General features: G+C 65.0%; 6 protein-coding genes (1 of these 6 cut by a window edge). 2 read left to right on the top strand and 4 right to left on the bottom strand.

The annotated features are described in order from the left end of the window. Positions 1 to 47 precede the first annotated feature (47 nt). Together ACH79_RS24655 and ACH79_RS24650 are read left to right on the top strand one after the other, a co-directional pair. Complete coding sequence (locus tag ACH79_RS24655; RefSeq protein WP_161853331.1) at positions 48 to 1,109, top strand: siderophore-interacting protein; 1,062 nt, start codon at positions 48 to 50, stop codon at positions 1,107 to 1,109. A gap of 64 nt (positions 1,110 to 1,173) precedes the next feature. Next, complete coding sequence (locus ACH79_RS24650) at positions 1,174 to 1,998, top strand: ATP-binding cassette domain-containing protein (RefSeq protein WP_161853330.1); 825 nt, start codon at positions 1,174 to 1,176, stop codon at positions 1,996 to 1,998. Positions 1,999 to 2,019: 21 nt separating this feature from the next. On the opposite strand, the gene fhuB is transcribed toward ACH79_RS24650, so the two are convergent. The 4 genes from fhuB to ACH79_RS24630 all read right to left on the bottom strand — a co-directional run. Further along, positions 2,020 to 4,026: a Fe(3+)-hydroxamate ABC transporter permease FhuB gene (fhuB, locus tag ACH79_RS24645; protein WP_202639027.1), complete on the bottom strand. Its 2,007-nt coding sequence runs from the start codon at positions 4,024 to 4,026 to the stop codon at positions 2,020 to 2,022. After that, complete coding sequence (locus ACH79_RS24640; RefSeq protein ID WP_161853329.1) at positions 4,013 to 4,939, bottom strand: ABC transporter substrate-binding protein; 927 nt, start codon at positions 4,937 to 4,939, stop codon at positions 4,013 to 4,015. Before ACH79_RS24640 ends, fhuB begins: the two co-directional genes overlap by 14 nt. Before the next feature lie 84 nt (positions 4,940 to 5,023). Next, complete coding sequence (locus ACH79_RS24635; RefSeq protein WP_246738094.1) at positions 5,024 to 6,016, bottom strand: alpha/beta hydrolase; 993 nt, start codon at positions 6,014 to 6,016, stop codon at positions 5,024 to 5,026. Beyond that, a protein-coding gene (locus ACH79_RS24630; protein ID WP_161853328.1) for a non-ribosomal peptide synthase/polyketide synthase crosses the window boundary here: on the bottom strand, positions 6,013 to 20,087 show its 3' portion. The gene runs 2,344 nt beyond the window's last position; only the last 14,075 of its 16,419 coding nucleotides appear in the window; its start codon lies beyond the right edge, outside the window; it ends in the stop codon at positions 6,013 to 6,015. Before ACH79_RS24630 ends, ACH79_RS24635 begins: the two co-directional genes overlap by 4 nt.

Here is a 20,087-nt window from a genome sequence, read left to right as displayed (position 1 = left end):
TCGAAGCGCTTGCAGGCCAGCATCGGCCAGGCCGACTGGAGGACGACTTGGATTCGCTGATCTCGGAGACCCGCATCGCGCTTGCCGATGCCGCCGGCCTCGCTGCCCGGATGATCGATCATCTGGCCGAGCATGACATCGCCTTCGAGGACCAGGGCGGCCTGATGGTGGCGAAGCTGCCGTTTGGAACCAGTTCGCTCGCCGTCGAGGCCGAAACGCTCAAGATCCGCGTCGAGGCCAACGACAAGGGCAATCTCGAAATGCTGCGCTCGGTCGTCGCCTCCCATGTGATCGAATTCGCCGGCGACGAAGCTCCGACCATCGTCTGGTCCGGCCATGAGTCCGATGGCGGCACGCTGGCGAACTTCCGCGAGGTCCGCCTGAAGGCCGTAACCGATCTGACACCGCGGATGCGCCGGCTGACTTTCACCGGAGACGACATCGCGCGCTTCGTGAACGACGATGACCTGCATGTCCGGCTGTATTTCCCGCCCGAAGGCCTCGCCAAGCCCGAATGGCCGTGGCCTGCCCCGGACGGACGTATCCTGTGGCCGGAACCCGACCGCAGACCCGTCACGCGCTACTACACAATCCGCCGCATCGATCTGCAGGCCGGCGAGATCGATATCGATTTCGTGGTCCATGATCATGCCGGACCGGGTTCGGAATTCGCAGTCAACGCGCAAGCCGGCGCCATTTGCGGCATGGCCGGCCCGCTCGGGCGAAGCATTCGCCCGGCGCGCTGGGTGCTGATGGCAGGCGATGAGACCGCCCTGCCCGCCATTGCGCGAATTCTCGAGATGCTGCCGGCAACGGCAACGGGCGAAGTCTTCATCGAAGTTGCCGACCGACTTGAAGAGGTTCCGCTGGTCGCACCAAACGGCGTATCGGTCCGCTGGCTGCATCGCGGCGACCATTCGGCCGGGACGACGCAGCTACTGGTCGATGCCGTCAAGGCCGTGCGATGGCCCGACCATCGCGACATCTTTGCGTGGGTGGCGTGCGAAGCGCAGGCCCTGAAGGTGTTGCGAAATCATCTGCGCGAGGATCGAAAGCTCGCCCGCAATCAGCACCTGGCGGTCGCGTATTGGAGCCTGCGCCAGCCATGACGTCCCGACGCACGCAGGTCGGCGGGACGGCGCCCGCCTCGCACCGCATTGCAGGCCCCTTCTCATGCACGTAGTTCGACCAAACGAAATCGCGCAAGCCGCGCCTGATGCGCCCGCGTCCTTGTTCGAACTCGATCAGGTTGGCTTCGCGGTCGCCGGACGCGCATTGCTCGAACCGCTCACGCTTACCCTTCCCACGCGCAGCGTCGTGGGATTGATCGGGCATAATGGCTCCGGCAAATCGACCTTGCTGAAATTGCTGGCGCGGCAGCAACCGAGTTCCTTCGGCACGATCCGCTTCGAAGGACGCGGCTTGCGCGAATGGAGCGATCGGGACTACGCCCGCAAGGTCGCCTATCTGCCACAGCAGACGCCGCCCGCCGCCGGCATGCTGGTCAGGGAACTGGTTGCGCTCGGCCGCTATCCCTGGCATGGCGCGCTCGGCCGGTTTGGCGACACCGACCGCGAAAAAGTCGCGGAAGCCATGGCGCTGACCCACATCGAGCCGTTTGCGGACCGGCTGGTCGATACGCTGTCAGGCGGCGAGCGCCAACGAGTCTGGATCGCCATGCTGGTTGCACAGGATGCCGAGTGCCTGCTGCTCGATGAGCCGACCTCCGCACTCGACATCGCCCATCAGATCGAGGTTCTGTCGCTCGTGAAGCAGCTCGCCCGCGAGCGCGATCTCGGCGTGGTCGTCGTGCTCCATGACGTCAACATGGCCGCGCGTTTCTGCGACGAGATCATCGCGTTGCATTCGGGCAAGCTGATTGCCCGCGGCACCCCGGACAAGATCATGACCCCGGCCGAGCTCGAAACCATCTACGGCATTGCGATGGGGGTGATGCCGTCGCCGGATCACGGCCATCTCATCAGCTTCGCGCGGTGACGATCCACGTTCACCGCGCTCTCATCCGCGTCGCGGACGCAACAGCCAGATGAGATAAGGCCCGGCGAGCATCATCGCGAAAATGCCGGCCGGCATCTGGAATGGAAATATCACCATGCGCCCGGCCCAATCCGCTGATACCATCAGGATAGCGCCGATCATTGCAGCGAGCGCGGCCTGATGAAGTGCGCGCTGCGCCCCCATCATCCGCGCCATATGCGGGGCGATGAACCCGACCAGGCTCAATAGCCCCACCATCAGCGTCGCCGTCGCCGTCAGCAAAGCCGTCAGCAGCATGATGATGATGCGGCTTCTGCCCAGCGAGATGCCGACCGAACGCGATGCCGCCGGGCCGAGCGGCAGGATGTCGAGCCAGCGGGACAGCATCGGCACCATGACCAGCAGAATCAGCGCCGCGGCGGCAAGGACCAAGGCCTCGGCCGGACCGATCTGATACAGCGATCCCGTCAGCAACGACAGGAGCATGCCGATGCGGGGATCCCCGGTCGCCAGCGCCATGGCAATGATCGCACCGAACGCCGCGCTCATGGCGACGCCCGCCAGCAGCACCCGTTCCGGACTGAACTCGGACCGCCGGCTGAACAGCAGGACCAGTGCCAGCACGAGGAAGGCGCCGATCCCGCCCGCTGCAATCTGCGCCAGCCGCGTGTGAGCGGGAAACAGATAGAGAAGAGCGATGACGCCCATCGCAGCGCCATAGCTGATGCCCATCACCTCCGGCGCGGCCATCGGATTTCCGGTCATGCGCTGCAGCAATGTGCCGGCCACGGCAAGCGTCGCGCCCGCCGCCATCGCCGACACCACGCGCGGCCAGCGCCATGGCCAAAACTCCTGGATACCGGCAAGGCCGCTCCAGCGCCAACCTTCGGATCCGACCCCGACGGCGAGCGCGATCCAGATGACGAACAGCAGCAAGGCGAGCCCGAACAGGATGATCCGCCAGGGATGATCGAGACGTGGCGGAACGTATGGCGTGAGATTTCCGACCAGCACCGTGGCGCGTAGCCGCGGCAGCAACATAAGCAACATCGGCGCGCCGATCAGGGCTGTCACTGCGCCAGCCGGCATTTCGCGATAACCGGGCGGGATCAGCAGCACAAGTTCATCCGTCAGCCACAGCAGCAGGGCACCGCAAAGCGGGGCCCAGATCAGCCGGTCGCGAAACCGGCGCGCGCCCGACAGCATGACGATGGCCGGCGCAGCAAGGCCCACAAAGCCCATGACACCGACCACACTGACAACCGAAGCGCTGAGCGCGATCGCAATCGCCAGCGCGCAGACCCGCGCTCGCGTCAGTCCGAGGCCGAGATTGCGCGCAGTCTCGTCGTCGAAACCGAGCAAGGTCAGCGGACGCACCATCGCCGCGACGAGCACGAAGGAAATGAGCAATCGCGGCGCCAGGAACGTCACGTTGTTCCAGTCCTGCTGATTGAGGAAGCCGGCGCCCCAGATGAACAGGCCGATCAGGTATTCGTGGTTGAGCAACACCAGCGCCTGGGTTGTCACGGCGCAGTAATAGGCGACGATCAGCCCGGCAAGCACCAGCACGACCGGCGATAGCGCACGCCTCCAGGTTAATCCGAACACACACAGGAAGGCAGCGAACCCGCCCGCCAGCGCGATCCACTCGCGGCCGAACGCGAGCAGCGACGGCGCCCACAGCGTCGTGATAGCCAGCGCCAGATAGGCCCCATTCAGGACGCCGAGGGTGCTCGGTTCAGCAAGCGGATTGCGCAGCACCTGCTGACAGACGGTGCCGGCGAGACCAAGGGCCGCGCCGGCCAGCAACGCCACCGCGATGCGCGGAAACACGGTATAGTGCACGAGCATCTGCTGCGGGTCGTTGATCTCGGGCCGCCACAGCACCGATAACCATGCGCCAGCCGGCAGATATCCCGACAGATGCCGCCACGTCAGCGCAAAGGCCGCTGCAAACAGCAAGCCGATCAGCGCGGCCGGATGCATCTCGATCCCGGACCGGGCGGGCAGCGCGTCAACCTTGTTCATTGTTGTCCTGCGGCAAACGTTCGGCCAGCAGACGCGCGAAGCGCTCGGCCGCCGGCACGCCGCCATAGAAGAATTGATTGCCGAGCACCGTCAGCCGACCGGACCGAAGGGACGGCAGGGTCTGCAACACCGGACCCGTCTTGAGCAGGGCTTCGACATCGGCAACGCGCGAGCTCAACAGCACCAGTCGCGCGTCGGGAACCGCAGCGAGCACTTCGAGGCCGACGCTCGTGTGCCCCCACGGGCCGCTCTGCCCGGTCCAGGCATTCTTCAACCCGAATTCATTGAGCACCTCTTGATAGAGGCTGTTCGGGCCGAATACGAGCGCACGATTGCGCGCGATTTCGCTGACGAGATAGAGCGGCTTGCCTCCGCGTCCTCGAACCTGTTCGCGATAGCCGGCCATGGCGACATCGAAACGCGCGAGATAGGCTTCGCACGCCGCCCGGATGCCGAGACGCTTCGCAAGCTCCATCGTCGAACGGCGCGCGGTATCGAGGGGATGCCCGCCGGGCTTGAAGATCGTGAACACCTCGACCGGGGCGACCAGCTTGAGCCGGGGCATGGCGGCCGTGATGCTGGGATCGATGATGATGATGTCGGGCGTCAAACTCTGCAGCAGCTCGAGATTTGGCTCCGAACGCAGACCGATCTCCTGAACGCTTGACGGAACAGCCGGCTCGACGACGAGCCTGCCGTAACGCTCGATCTCCGGAACGACCAGAGGCACCATGCCGAGCGCCAGTATCGTCTGCGCACAGGCCCAGCCAAGTGCGGCAACGCGGGGACCGGATGGCGATCCACCGACTTGTGCAAATGCCATCGGCAACCCACCGGCAAGCGCCGCGCCGCCGATGCCCGCTTTCAGCAGCGCACGGCGGGATAGTCTGTAGTCGGAGACAAACGTGCTCATGGAAATCCGGCTCAGGAAAGCCTTGCAGCGAAGCCGCGGAGGGTAACAGCCATGACATACCCTCATTCCCGCTGCATTTCCACATCACGCCGCCTTTTCGCCGGCAGAACGAAAAGCGTTGGCCAGCGCCTGCCCGATCGCCGCCCGCGCCTGCAGGGCATCAGCCACGACGTTTCCCATACGCAGGAATTCATGGATCATTCCCGGATAGATCTGCAGATCGGCGGGAACGCCGGCGGCGCGGAGCCTTGCTGCGTAGTCGCGTCCCTCATCCACCAGGGGATCAAATTCGGCCAGCACGATGAGCGCCGGCGGCAGTCCTGAGAGATCCCCGGCGGCGAGCGGCGCAAAGCGCCAGTCATCGCGGTCGGCATCGTCGCGAAGATATTGCCGGAAGAACCAGTCGACGGTGCTGCGTTCCAGGAGATAGCCGGAACCGTACCGCTCGTAGGAATCCGACGTTTGCCGAGGGCTCAGGCCGGGATAGGCCAGAACCTGGAGCACGGGCTGCGGCAGGCTTCGGTTCGCCTTGGCCTCGATGGCGAGCGCTGCGGCAAGCGTCCCGCCGGCGCTGTCGCCACCGATGGCGACGCGGCCGGCATCCAGTCCCGCCGCGAGGCCCTCGCGACCGATCCAGGTCAGCGCATCGACGGCATCCTCGAAGGCGGTCGGAAACTTGTGCTCGGGCGCAAGCCGGTAGCCGACCGACAGCACGGCCGCGCCGCTGTCTTCGGCAAGGCCGCGGCACAAGGGCTGATGGGAATCGAGACTTCCGACGACAAAGCCGCCGCCATGCATATAAAGAAGAATCGGCACCGGATTGCGGCTGCTTGGCTCCGCCTGCGCATAGAGCCGCGCGTCGATCGTCGCGCCATCGCGCGTCGGCAGCGAGAGTTGACGTTCATGGCCAAGCGCCGGCGGATCGACATCGAGCAGCGGCGAGGACGCATCGAAATCGGCCCGCGCCTGAACGGCCGTCAGTTGCGGAAACGGGATGCGGGCACCGCTTTCGGTCCCCGCCTGCACCATCTCGAGCAGTGCGGCGATGTCTGGATCAAGATTCATGGGATTACTCATTCCGCCGGCTCCGGAACCGTGTCCGGCGATGCCATCGATGCTGCCTCCGGCACAAGCAGTCCGCAGATCTCGTCGAGCAGGCGCGCATCCCTGAGGATCGTGAAATGGTTGTCTCCGACGACGCCACGATCGACGACGTCAGGCAGTTGCGTCTCCAGCCGATCGCGCTGTGCCAATCGGCTCGATGTCCACCAGCACAATGGCCTTGCCGCAAGACAGCGCGGCGGCGTTGCGTTCTGCGTCAAGATTTTGAGATGTCGCCCGACGGCAAAAGCACCGGCTATGTCGTCGACGCCGAGTGACCTGTCGTCCGTCGATACTCCCTCCCCCGATATCTGTGCAACCAGATGCCGGACGCTCTCGGATGTCTCCGGCAGATCAGCGCGTTTCGCTGCTTCGACATGCGAACTGGTGCGCACGGCGGCCGCGGATTGCGGAAGTACCGCAGACAGCAATCCCGTGAGATCGTCGATCCAGTGGACTGCCGCTTCCTGCCGGTTGGAACCGCCTTGCCGTTGCAACACGAAACTGTCGACCATGGCAAGACACGCCACGCGCTCACCGGAACGTTCGAGCTCGGCGGCAACGAGGGTGACCAGAAGGCCGCCGAGCGACCAACCGACCAGACTATACGGCCCATGCGGCTGCACCTGCCTGATCTCGTTCGCATAGTCTGCGGCCATCGCGTCGAGCGAGCCGTCGCTCCACGAACTGTCGACCAGCATTCTCGACTGCAGCCCGATCACCTGCCGGCGCCCTTCGAGGCGGCGCGCCAGTGGCCCATAATCGAAGACGGTGCCGAAGCCGCCATGCACACAGAACACCGGCTGCGCACCACGAACCGCCGCGTTCAGCGGCAGCAGCGCCGATGGCGCAGGCGTAGCGGCGGAAGCCGCGGCACCGCTATCGGCCAGCAGCGCTCGGATCGTCGGTTTCTGCAGGAGATCGCGCAGCTTGATCTCGATGCCGAATGTCTTGTCCTGCCGGAGCCGGGCCACGACCTTGAGGCTGAGAATCGAATTGCCGCCGAGTTCGAAGAAATTATCTGTCACGCCGACTTGCGGCACCTTGAGGATATCGGCCCACAGCCGCGCCATCGCGGTTTCGACGGGTCCTTCCGGAGCAACGAAACTTCGCGCTGCCACATCAGGCGCTGGCAGCGCACGCCGGTCGATCTTGCCGCTCGACAAGACCGGCAGCCGCTCCAGCACTATGATCCGCGCCGGCACCATGTAGGCCGGCAAGGTCTGCTTAAGGAACGAGGTCAATCTCTCAACCAGCGCGTCGGCGGCATCTTCTGATGCGTCCTTTGCCGCCTTCGGTGCGACATAGGCAACGAGCTGATTACCTGCCGCGCCCGGTAGCGCCACCACTGCCGCCTGCTCGATCTCCTCATGGCGAAGCAGCGTGGTCTGGATTTCTCCAAGCTCGATCCGGAAGCCGTTGACCTTGACCTGGTCATCGCTGCGACCGAGATACTCGACGGTGCCGTCTTCGCGCCATCGCGCGAGATCACCGGTGCGGTACAGCCGGGCCCCCCGCAGCGCCGAGAATGGATCAGGTACGAACCGCTCGGCGGTCATGCCCGCCTTGCCGTGATAGCCGCGCGCGAGTCCAAAGCCGCCGAGATAGAGTTCACCGGCAACACCGGCGGGAATGATATTGAGTGCGCCATCGAGAATGTAGGCGCGGCGGTCACCGACCGGCACGCCAATCGGCGCGTACGGCGTATCGCATTCGCCCGTGCCATCGACCTTCCAGACCAGTGGCGTGACGACGGTTTCCGTCGGTCCGTAGCCATTGATCAGGATCCGCGGCTTCAGGACGCGCCTGACCTTGTCGAAGCCCGCCTTCGGCATCGCCTCGCCGCCGAACGAGTAAAGCTTGACCGGCGGTGGGTTGCCCGTCTGCTCGACCGCTTCTGCGACCTGCTGCAGATAGGCCGGCGGCAATCCGATATGGCTGACGCGATGCGCATGCAGGTTCTCGACCGTCTGTTCCGGCGTCCACAGTTCGGCGTCACGCATCAAAAGCCGCGCGCCATGCGACAGAACCGTCAGCCAGCGTTCATGAGCGCCATCGAAGGCCAGCGAAAGGAAATGCAGCTCGCACGAGCCCTCGTCGATCTCGTAAAGGCTGCCCGTGACGTCGCAATGCATGGCGAGCGGCCCGTGGGCAACGGCGACACCCTTTGGCGTTCCCGTCGAACCGGACGTGTAGATCAGGTAAGCGAGGTTGTCGGGATGCAACTCCCGTTGCGGCGCATGGTCCGGTCCCGCATCGAAATCGAATGTGGAAAGCGAGATTCTTGCAAGACGATCCATGCCACCTTCGACGTCCACCTGCCCCGTCAGCAGGAACGAGATCCCGGCATCGCGCATGACGAACGCGCGCCGCTCGGGTGGAAGCTCCGGATCGAGCGGAACGTACGCCCCACCCGCCTTCAACACAGCCAGCAGCGCGACCATCGTGGCTTCGGTTCGTTCGACCACGACGCCGACACGCTGCTCGGACCTGAGCCCGCGGGCAATCAGATGATGGGCAAGACGATTGGCCTTGGCGTCGAGCGCGCCGAATGAGAGCACCTTGCCGCCGATGGTAAGCGCCGTCCGTTCAGGGTGGCGCTTCGCATGGCGGCTGATCGCCTCATGCACCGGCGGCAGCGGCACGGCCGGCGTCGCGTGGCGATTGCAATTCCCGGCGAGAGCGGCGTCGATCTCCGTCACCGGATCGATGCTGCCAAGCATTGCCGTTGCGTCCCGCGTCAGCGCGACAAGCAGATGTTCGAACTGCGCCTTGATCTGCACCGCCTGTGCCGCCGTGAAATGGCTCGGCATATAGGTGTACTCGATCTGCAGCGTGTCCTCGACGAGCACCGACAGGTCCATCGGATAGTTCGTCACGTCGACGTTTCTGAGACCGCTGAACTGCAGCGAACCATCGCCTTGGTGCATGCTGCGTTCGATCGGATAATTCTCGAACACGATGATGCTGTCGAACATCGTCTGCCCGGCGCGACCGGCCCAGCCCTGAATGTCGTAGAGCGGCGTATGCTCGTAGTCGCGGATCGCCGAATTGCGGTCCTGCAGCGCGCGGAGCCATTCTCCGACCGTGCTGGCGAACGACGGTGTTTCGATAACCGGCAGCGTGTTGATGAAGAGTCCGAGCATCTGCTGCGATCCGTCGAGATTGGCCGGGCGGCCGGCGACGGTAACGCCAAACGTCACGGTCTGCTGGCCGGTATAGCGTTGCAGCAGCAGGGCCCAGACGCCCTGAACGATAGTGTTGAGCGTGATCCGCTCACGGCGCGCGAACGCCTTCAATTCTGCGGTCGCCGTCTCTCCAAGCCGTGTATAGCAGCGCTCATGGCCGGATGCCTGGTGGCGGCGCGAACCGAAGGCATCGGCCAGTTGCGTCGGCTCATCGAAGGCCTCGAGCTGTTCGCGCCAGAAGCTTTCAGCCGCCTTGGCGTCCTGTGCCAGCAGCCAGGCGATGTAATCGCGGTAACGCGTCGGGTTCGCTGCAGGCGCGCCGCCGTAGTAGCATTGCAGAACTTCCCCGACGAACCTTGCCGAACTCCAGCCGTCCATCAGGATGTGATGATAGGTCCAGACCAGCCGGTAGAGGTCGTCATCGAGGCGCAACAGCCGCACGCGCTGCAGCGGCGGTGTCGAGAGATCGAACTCGGCGGCGCGTTCGCCGGCAAGCGCCGCCGCGATCCGTTCGTCGCTGATCGCCTGCCCGCGCCAGTCTTCCTGTTCGAACGGCGCGATGGCGTCGCGATAGACCGCTTGCAGCGGAGATCCGGAAAGCTCGCGCCACAGGAATCCGGTCCGAAGCATCTGATGGCGCGCGGTCACCTCATGCCATGCCCGGCCCAGACGTTCGGGGTCGAGGCCGCGAATCTCGACGCTGACCTGGTTGACGTAGACGCCGCTGCCGGCATCGCGCAGACTGTGGAACAACATGCCCTGCTGCATCGGCGACAGCGGGTAGATATCCTCGATGCGGTTCCAGTCGAGACCAAGCCGCTCGAGCTGCTCGCTGGATAGCCCCGCGAGCGAGCCGCGTTCGGATACCGGTGTATCCTCGGACGGGCCGACGTCGCGGGACACCGCCGCCAGCGCCTCGATCGTCTGATGCCGGAAGACGTCGCGCGGCTCGATCGATACGCCTTCGCGGCGCGCGCGGCTCACCATCTGCAGCGAGATGATCGAGTCGCCACCGAGCTCGAAGAAATTGTCGGTGACGCCGATGTCGGGCTGGCGCAGCAGGTCGGCCCAGATCGCAGCGAGCTTCACCTCGGCCGGCGTGCGCGGCGCGACGCGTTCCGTGGCTGCCGCCAGCTGATCCGGCGCCGGCAGCGCCTTGCGGTCGATCTTGCCGTTCGGTGTCAGTGGCAGCCGGTCCAGCACCACAATTCGCGCCGGCACCATGTAATCCGGCAGTACCGACGACAGCGCGGTCTTGAGCGCCGCCGCATCCAGCGATGCCTCGCCGCTGACATAGCCGACGAGCTGGCGCCCCGCGCCGGCCTCGCGCGCCACCACCACCGCCGAGCGCACGCCATCCTGTGCCAACAGCCGCGCTTCGATCTCGCCGAGCTCGATCCGGAAGCCGCGGATCTTCACCTGGTGATCGGCGCGGCCGACATATTCGAGCACGCCGTCGGACCGCCACCGCGCCACGTCGCCGGTGCGGTAGAGCCGCGAGTCAGGAGGACCGAACGGATCGGGGATAAAGCGCTCCGCCGTCAGCGCGCCGCGCCGCCAGTAGCCGCGCGCCAATCCTGCGCCGCCGATATAGAGTTCGCCGGCAACCCCGACCGGCGCGAGGTTGAGGTCGTTATCCAGAATGTGCAGCGTGGTGTTACCGATCGGACCGCCCAGCACCGGACGGTCGTCCTGCAGATCGAGGCGGTGACGCGCCGACCACACCGTGGTCTCGGTCGGGCCGTACAGGTTCCAGACTTCGCCCGCCTGCGCCACCAGCCGCCGCGCCAGATCCGGCGGCAGCGCCTCGCCGCCGCACAGCACCCGGCAGTTCGCCGGCAGCGATGAGCCGTCATGGTCGAGCAGCATCCGCCAGGTCGAGGGTGTCGCCTGGATCATGGTGACGCCCTGCCTGGCGACAATGGCCTTGAGCCGGGCCGGATCATGCGCGGCCGCGCGATCCGCCAGCACCACGCACGCCCCGAGTGTCAGCGGCAGCCACAGCTCCAGCACCGCGATGTCAAACGACAACGACGTCAGGCCGAGCACGCGGTCCATGGCTGTCATGCCCGGCTGCTCCGCCATGGTCGCCAAAAAGTTCGTCACCGCGTCGTGGTGGACCATCACGCCCTTAGGCAGGCCGGTCGAGCCCGAGGTGTAGATCACATAGGCGAGGCTCTCGGGATGCACGGCAACATCAAGATTGCCTTCGTCGCCGCCCGCGCCTTCCTGCTCATCGAGCAGCCACGCCTCGGCGCCGGTCTCCTCCAACACCGGAGTGAACTGATCGAGCAGCGCGCTTTGCGTCAACACCAGCGCGGCGCCGCTGTCGCGCAGCATGTGCGCCAGCCGCTCGGCCGGATAATCCGGATCGAGCGGCAGGTACGCCCCGCCCGCCTTCAGCACCGCCAGCAGCGCCACCATCATCTCGACGCCGCGGTCGAGCGCCAGCCCGACCACGCCATCGGTTCCGATGCCGTGCTTTCGCAACCGCCGCGCCAGCCCGTTGGCGCGCGCATTCAACGCGCCATAACTCAACTCCTCCTCGCCAAACACCAGCGCAATCGCCTCCGGCGATTGGCGGACCTGCGATTCGAATTGCGCGACAATTCCCAGGCGCGGTTCATCGCCTCGCGTGCTGTTGGCTCGGGCGAGTAGCGCATCATCCGCGGGATCGCCAGCCACGACCGTGCCAATCGGCCGATCGGCATCGATGCTCAACGCCTCAATCAGCCGCACAAAAGCACGTTGCAGCCGCGCGATCTGCGCCTCATCGAAATGCCGGCGCTGATAGTTGAAGACCAGCCGCAGCCGTTCATCGAGCCCGACGCTCGTGAACAGCGGATAATTGCTGGTTTCGACGATCCTGGTCTCGCCGACACGGATCTGCCGGTTCTTCCCCATCAGCGCATGGTCGACCGGATAATTCTCGAATACGAGAATGCTGTCGAACAGCGGCCGTCCGGCACGCCCCGCGAGACGCTGAATTTCATAGAGCGGCGTCCAGCCGTTTTCACGCAAGACCAGATTGCGATCCTGCAATTCACGCAGCCAAGCGCCAACCCTCTGCTGCGGACCAACGTCGTCGACGACCGGCAACGTGTTGATGAACAGGCCGACCATATCTTCTCCGCCGGCGAGTTCCGGCGGCCGGCCCGACACGGTGACGCCGAAGCAAACCGTGCTCTGTCCGGTATATTGCCGCAGCAACTGCGCCCATGCGGCCTGCACCAGCGTGTTCATCGTGACGCGTTCGCGCGCCGCAAACCGTTGCAGCCGCCCGGTCAGCGCGGCATCCAGCTCCAGCGCGAGCATGCCGTGGCCGGACGATTCCCCGTCCACATGTTCGGCCAGGAAACTCGGCTCATCGAGCCTTGCCATCGCATCGCGCCAGAACGCCGCCGAAGCATCGCTATCCCGGTCCTGCAGCCACGCGATGTAATCGCGATAGTGATGCTGCAATGCCGGCAGCCGGCCTTCGCCGTTATGCTGCATCACCTCGGCGATCAGCCGCGCCGAGCTCCATCCATCGAGCAGGATGTGATGATGCGTCCAGATCAGCCAATGACGATCGTCTCCGAGCCGGATCAGCCGCACCCGCTGCAAAGGCGGCCGCGACAGATCAAACCCTGCGGCCTGTTCCTGCCGCGACACATCGGCCAGCGCGGCGTCCAATTGGTCCTGATCCCACGCCGCAGCCCGCGCGCGCCAGTCCTCTTCGACAAACGGTACTTCCGCACGGCGATAGACAATCTGTTGCGGCGAGCCGGACAGGTCGCGCCAGACAAAACCGGTTCTCAGCACCGCATGGCGATCGCTGACCGCCTGCCAGGCGCGACGCAGCTTTGCGGCATCGAGGCCGTGGATCTCCGCAGCAACCTGGTTGACGTAAAGTCCGCTCTCGCCGTCGTGCATCGCATGGAACAGCATTCCCTGCTGCATCGGCGACAAGGGATAGATGTCCTCGACCTCACGCCAATCGAGCCCGAGATGATCGATCTCGGCCTGGCCAAGGCCCGACAATGCCACATCCGACGGCGTCAGGCCGCGGGCGCCGCTGGTGCAGTGATCGACCAGCTCACGCATCGCCGCTTCATACAACGCCGCCAATCGCTCGATCGTCTCGCGCCGATAGCGCTTGCGACCAAAGCCGAACGAGAGCCGCAACTGGCCTTCGCGCACCGTGCCGTTCACGCTTAGCCAGCGCCGCAACGGGCTGGATGCGTCACGCGAAGGGCCCGCGCTCTCCGTCGCCATGGCGAACAATGCATCCTCGCCGGTGCCGCCGTCGATCTGGCCGAGATAGTTGAAGGCAATCTTGGGCTCGGCAATACCTGAAAGCGCCGCGCGCTGTTCTTCAGAGCCGAGATAGCGCAATACGCCGTAGCCAAGCCCGCGGCCGGGAATGCCGCGCAGCTCCTCCTTCACGCTCTTGATCAATGCGGACGGCTGTTGCGCCCCGCCGGCCAGCCGCACCGGAAACGCGGTCGTGAACCAGCCGACCGTGCGCGCGATATCGAGATCGCTGAACAGATCCTCGCGGCCATGGCCTTCCAACTCGACCAGGACCTCGTCCTGTCCGCTCCAGCGCCAGACGGCACGTGCGAGGCCGGCGAGAAGCAGATCGTTGATCTGCGTGCGATAGGCGGATGGCGCGTCCCTCAACAGGCGCTGCGTCAATTCCTGTTCGAATGAGAGCAGCACTTCGTCGGCGTCGGCGATATGATCGATGCCGCCATGATCGTCATCGCAAGGGATGTCCGCTTTCACATGGCGCTCGACCCAATAGGACAGTTCCGTGACCAGCGCAGGCGATGTTGCATAGGTATGCAGCCGCTCACCCCACAATGCATAGGAATGGCTCTTCGACGGAAGCGCGACCATGCCTTGCGCGAGTTGCGTGTATGCGGCGGCAACGTCTTCCAGCAGAATCCGCCATGACACGCCGTCGACGACCAGATGATGGATCGCGATCAGAAAGCGCTGGCTGCCATCGGCGACGTCAATGCCGACCGCACGTAGCAATGGCCCTTCGGATATCGAGAGGCTTGCCTGCGCCGACGAAGCCAGCGCCGTCACGCCCTCTCCATCGGCCGCACTTCGGACCCAAAGCAGATCCGCCGCAGTTGGCGCAACGCCGTGCTCCGCGCGCCAACCTCCATCACCTTCTTCGAATCGAAGCCGCAGCGCGTCGTGATGATCGACCACGGCCGCTAGCGCGCGCCGCATGACATCCCAATCGAGGCGGTCCCTCGGCCTTAGCAGTATTGCCTGATTCCAGTGGTCGCGCCTTCCTGCGTCCTCGGCAAGGAAGCGGGCCTGAATCGGCAGCAGTGAATGCGGGCCGGTGACCTGCCCCTGATCGGCGAGCACCTCACTGTGTTGATCGGTGCGCGCAGCAAGCGCCAGCGCTTCCAGCGTCTGATGCTGAAACACATCGCGCGGTTCGATCAGATAGCCGGCGCGACGGGCCCGGCTCACCATCTGCAGCGAGATGATCGAATCGCCACCGAGTTCGAAGAAATTGTCGGCAAGACCAACGGCAGGCCGGGCGAGCAATTCGGCCCAGATTGCCGCAAGCGCCACTTCGGCGGGCGTGCGTGGTGCTTGGTACTCTGCGCCTTCGTAGACAGCGTCAGGCGCCGGCAGCGCCTGGCGGTCGATCTTGCCGTTCGGCGCCAGCGGCAGCCGTTCCAGCACCGCGATCCGCGACGGTACCATGTAATCGGGCAGAACGGATGACAGCGCCGTCCGCAGCGACGCTTCCTCAAGTTCGCCCGCGCCGCTGACATAACCGACCAGCTGGCGTCCGGCCCCGACCTCGCGCGCCACCACCACCGCGTGCCGAACACCGGGCTGTTCCAGCAGCCGCGCTTCGATCTCGCCAAGCTCGATGCGGAAGCCGCGAATCTTGATCTGGTGATCGGCGCGCCCGACATATTCGATCGCGCCATCGGCACGCCAGCGCGCCAGATCTCCCGATCGATATAGCCGCGCGCCGGGCCCGCCGAAGGGATCGGGAATGAAGCGCTCCGCCGTCAGTTTCCCGCGCCGCCAGTAGCCGCGCGCGAGTCCTTCCCCGCCAATGAACAACTCACCCGTCACGCCGGCCGGGGCCATGTTCAGTTCAGCATCGAGGATGCGAATTGCCGTACCCGGGATCGGCCGTCCGATCGGCACGCGCGCCGCATCGTCATCGCGGCAGTTCCAGAACGTCGCATTGATCAAGGCTTCGGTCGGGCCGTAGCGATTATCGAAGCGCACATCGGGGAACCCTGCCAGCACGCGCGCCTTCAGCTCCACCGACAAGGCTTCGCCGCCGGCAAACAAGCGCTTGAGCGACACGCAGCGTTTGGCTTGGGGCTCGGCAACGAAATGCTCGAGCATCTGCGGCACGAAATGCAGCGTCGTCACTTCATGCGCGATAATGGCTTCCACCAGAAGTCGCGGCTCGCGATGTGCGCCGGGCGCGGCAATCGCAAGCCGTGCGCCGGCCGCGAGCGGCCACAGGATCTCCCAGACCGAGACGTCGAAGCTGAACGGCGTCTTCTGCAACAAGGTCTCGCCGGCATCGAGGCGATATTCCGCCTGCATCCAGCCGAGTCGCGCAGCGAGGGCACGATGCGAGCAGGCCACGCCCTTGGGCATGCCCGTCGATCCGGACGTGTACATGACATAAGCCAGGCTATCCGGATGCATCGCGACGGCGAGATTGCGGGCCGGCTCGCCCGTCCAAGCCTCACTCTCTCCTTCGATGGTCCAGGCCTCAGCGACCGCTCCAGCCATCACCGGTGCGAGGCGCTGCAGCAATCGGCCTTGAGTCAGTACCAGGGTTGTTCCGCTGTCACGCACCATGTGCAACAGCCGATCCGACGGATAATCCGGATCGAGCGGCAGATAGGCGCCACCTGCCTTCAGCACGGCGAGAACACCGACGATCAGCTCGACGCTGCGCTCCAGCGCAAGGCCAACCAGCCGGTCACGACCGATGCCATGGTCGCGCAGCCGTCGCGCCAGGCCATTGGCGCGCGTGTTCAGATCGCCATAGCTGACTTCCTCGCCGCCAAACACCAGCGCAATCGCGGATGGCGAGGCAGCCGCACGTGCCTCAACCTGTGCAACGATGCTGCCGCCGAAGTTCGGAGCCTTGGCAAAGCCGCCGCTCCAGCCAAGCACCCTCCGCGTCTCATCGGCATCGAGGCCACTGAGTTCACCGAGCGGTCGGGAGGCATCCGCCACGATCTCGGCAAGCAGCCGCGAGAGAGACGCCTGCAGATATCTGATCTGGTCGTCATCGAACCGGCCGCGATCATAGCGGAAACCCAGATTGATGCCGTCGCTCTTGGCGAACACCGCCACCGTCAGCGCATAGTTAGTAATCGAGACCTGCTCGACTTTTCCAAAGCGACGGCCGCTTTCGTTTTCGCCGCGCAGCGCCTGATCGATCGGATAGTTCTCGAAGACGAGGATATTGTCGAACAGCGCGCGCCCGGCTCGGCCGGCGAGACGCTGTATCTCATGGAGCGGCATCCAGCCGTGATCACGCAGATCGATGTTGCGTTCCTGCAGGTCGCGAAGCCACGTCCCCACATCGGTTTGCGGGTTTGCCAGATCCACGACCGGCAGCGTGTTGATGAACAGGCCCACCATATCCTCGGAGCCGCTGATCTCCGCCGGCCGGCCCGACACCGTCGCACCGAAACAGACTACGCGCTGGCCGGTGTGACGGCGCAGCAATTGCGCCCACGCGCCTTGCAGCAGCGTGTTCAGCGTGACGCGCTCACGCTTGGCAAACGCCTGCAGTTTTGTCGTTAGATCTACGGCGAGAAGCAGGTCCAGCGAGCCATGACCTGATGCGCCTGCCGTCGCGGGGCCTCCCAGCGTATCCGCGAGGAAACTGGGCTCGTCGAGCTCGGCCATTGCCGAGCGCCAAAATGTCGCCGAAGCATCGCGGTCCTGCTTTTGCAGCCAATCAATGTAGTCGCGGTAGCGCCCCCGCACCGGGGACAAGCGGCCGCCGCGTTCGTGCTGCAATATCTCGGCCATCAGTCGCGCCGAGCTCCAGCCATCGAGCAGGATATGGTGATGCGTCCAGATCAGCCAGTGGCGACTTTCATCGAGCCGGATCAACCGCACGCGCTGCAACGGCGCCTGCGCCAGATCGAATCCCCTGGCACGCTCGGCCTGCGCTGCGCGGGCCAATGCGGCCTCGCGTTCGTTTTGGTCCATGGCCGCATGTTCGCGCCAGTCTTCTTCCAGGAACGGCAGCGTCACATGGCGATAGACCACCTGCTGCGCCGCGCCGGATAGTTCGCGCCATGCAAAGCCGGTTCGAAGCACCGCATGGCGAGCGCTGACCTCATGCCAGGCGGCGCGCAGCCGGTCGGGATCGAGGCCACGCACTTCGAGGGCGACCTGGTTGACATAATTGCCACTCTCGCCATCGCGCAGCGCATGGAACAGCATGCCCTGCTGCATCGGCGACAGCGGATAGATGTCCTCGATTTCGCGACAATCTATCGTTTCACTCAAGAGGTCGAGATCGGCCTGATTCAATCCCGACAGGGCAAAGTCCGAAGGCGTCATGCCGCGGGCACCGCCCGTGCAATGGTCGACGAGTTCGCACAAGGCCGCCGCATAATGCTCCACAAAGCGCTCGATCGTCGTGCGGCGGTAACGCCTGCGGCCGTAGCTGAACGACAACCGCAACTGCCCTTCCCGCACCTGGCCGTTGACGCTCAGCCAGCGGCCAAGCGGCGCGCTGTCGCTGCGTGCCGGCCCGGCGCTCTCTTGCGCAAGGCGGAACGGCGCGCTCTCACCCACGCTGGAATCGAACTGACCGAGATAGTTGAAGACGATGCGCGGCTCGGCAAGCGCCGCCAGCGCGTTGCGCTGCACCTCGGTGCCGAGATAGCGCAATATGCCGTAGCCCAACCCACGGGCCGGAATCGCCCGGAGCTCTTCCTTGATGGACTTGATCAGCGAAGCGTCGTCACCGGAGCCGCCCGGCAAACGCACGGGGAAAGCGGTGGTAAACCAGCCAACGGTGCGGGAAATATCGAAGCCTGCGAAAACATCCTCGCGGCCGTGCCCTTCGAGTTCGACAACGACATCGTCAAATCCGCTCCAGCGCGATACCGCCCGCGCCAGTGCCGCCAGCAAGAGATCATTGACCTGGGTCCGGTACGCCGACGGCGCCTCTTTCAGCAGCCGCGTCGTCAAGCCCGCGTCGAACACTAGCGAAATTTCCTCGCCATCGGCAACCCGATCGACGCCGCCGTGATCGTCGTCACAGGGCAGATCGGCGCACGCCCCTCGTTCGAGCCAATAGGACAACTCGGCCGCCAGCGCTTCGGTGCCGCCATAGGCCTGCAGCCGCGCAGCCCAGGATGCGTAGGATTGGCTCTTCGCCAACGCGATCGACGACGCGCCTTGCTGAATCTGTCCGTACGCCGCGGCAAAATCTTCGAGCAGCACGCGCCACGACACGCCATCGATGACGAGATGGTGCACGACGACGAGGAGTCGCTGGCTGCCGTCGGCGAGGTCCATGCCGACCACGCGCAACAGCGGTCCCGCGAGCGACAGGCTGGCTTGAGCCGCAGAAGCGACCGCCGTCACTTCGGCGGCATCGCGTATACCGCTTCGAGCCCACAACAGTTCCGAAATTACTGGCGCGGCACCATAGGTCGCCCGCCAGGCCCCATTGATCTCCTCGAAGCGGAGGCGCAAGGCGGCATGATGCGCTACGATCGCGGCAACCGTGCGTTCCATGATTGACCAATCGAGCCTCGCCTTCGGCGTCAACAGGACGGCCTGGTTCCAGTGATGGCGCTCGCCGGCATCCTGGTTGAAGAAGCGCGCCTGGATCGGCAACAACGGATGGTCGCTTCCCTCAATCTCCTTTTCAGGAGCGACCTCTTTCTCCGTCTGTTCGATGCGCGCTATCAGCGCCAGCTCCTGCAACGTCTGATGCCGGAAAACGTCACGTGGTTCGATCACGAGGCCTGCCTGGCGGGCGCGGCCGACCAGTTGCAGCGAGATGATGGAATCGCCCCCCAACTCGAAGAAATTGTCGTCGATGCCGATAACAGGCTGGCCAAGCAGTTCGGCCCAGATCGCGGCCAGCGTCGTCTCGGCCACGGTTCGCGGCGCGACATGCGCCGAAGTTGCAGCGGGCGTCTCGGGAGCCGGCAGGGCTTCGCGGTCCACCTTGCCGTGAGCCGTAAGCGGCAGCCGCTCTAGCTTCATGATGCGGGCCGGCACCATGTAGTCGGGTAGCTCGTCCGAGAGTGCAGCGCGCATCGCCGCTTCGTCGAACGCACCGTCACCCGCAACATAGCCGACCAGTTGGCGGGTGACGCCGGCTTCTCGGGCAACGACGACGGCCGACTGCACGCCACCCTGCCGCATCAGCCACGCCTCGATTTCGCCGAGTTCGATCCGGAAGCCGCGGATCTTCACCTGATGATCGGAACGGCCGACATATTCGATCACACCATCGACACGCCATCGCGCCAGATCGCCCGTGCGATATAGCCGCGCGCCGGGCGCACCGAAGGGATCGGGAATGAACCGCTCTGCCGTCAGTTCCGCGCGCCGCCAATAGCCGCGCGCCAATCCTTCGCCGCCGATGAACAATTCGCCGGTCACCCCGACCGGCACAACGTTGAGATCACCGTCCAGAATGTAGGCCGAGCGGCGTCCGACCGGACGGCCGATCGGCGCATAGTTACCGTCGATTTCTTCGCTGGCGTCGACCTTCCAGACCAGCGGCGTCACCACCGTTTCGGTCGGGCCGTAGCCGTTGATTAAAGTCCGCGGCTTAAGCGCCCGCTTGACCTTGTCGAAGCCCGCCT

The sequence above is a fragment of the Bradyrhizobium sp. CCBAU 051011 genome (assembly GCF_009930815.1).
Taxonomy (GTDB): Bacteria; Pseudomonadota; Alphaproteobacteria; order Rhizobiales; family Xanthobacteraceae; genus Bradyrhizobium.
The sequence above is the reverse complement of the archived record's forward strand: the minus strand, read 5'-3'. Positions and strand labels throughout refer to the sequence as shown.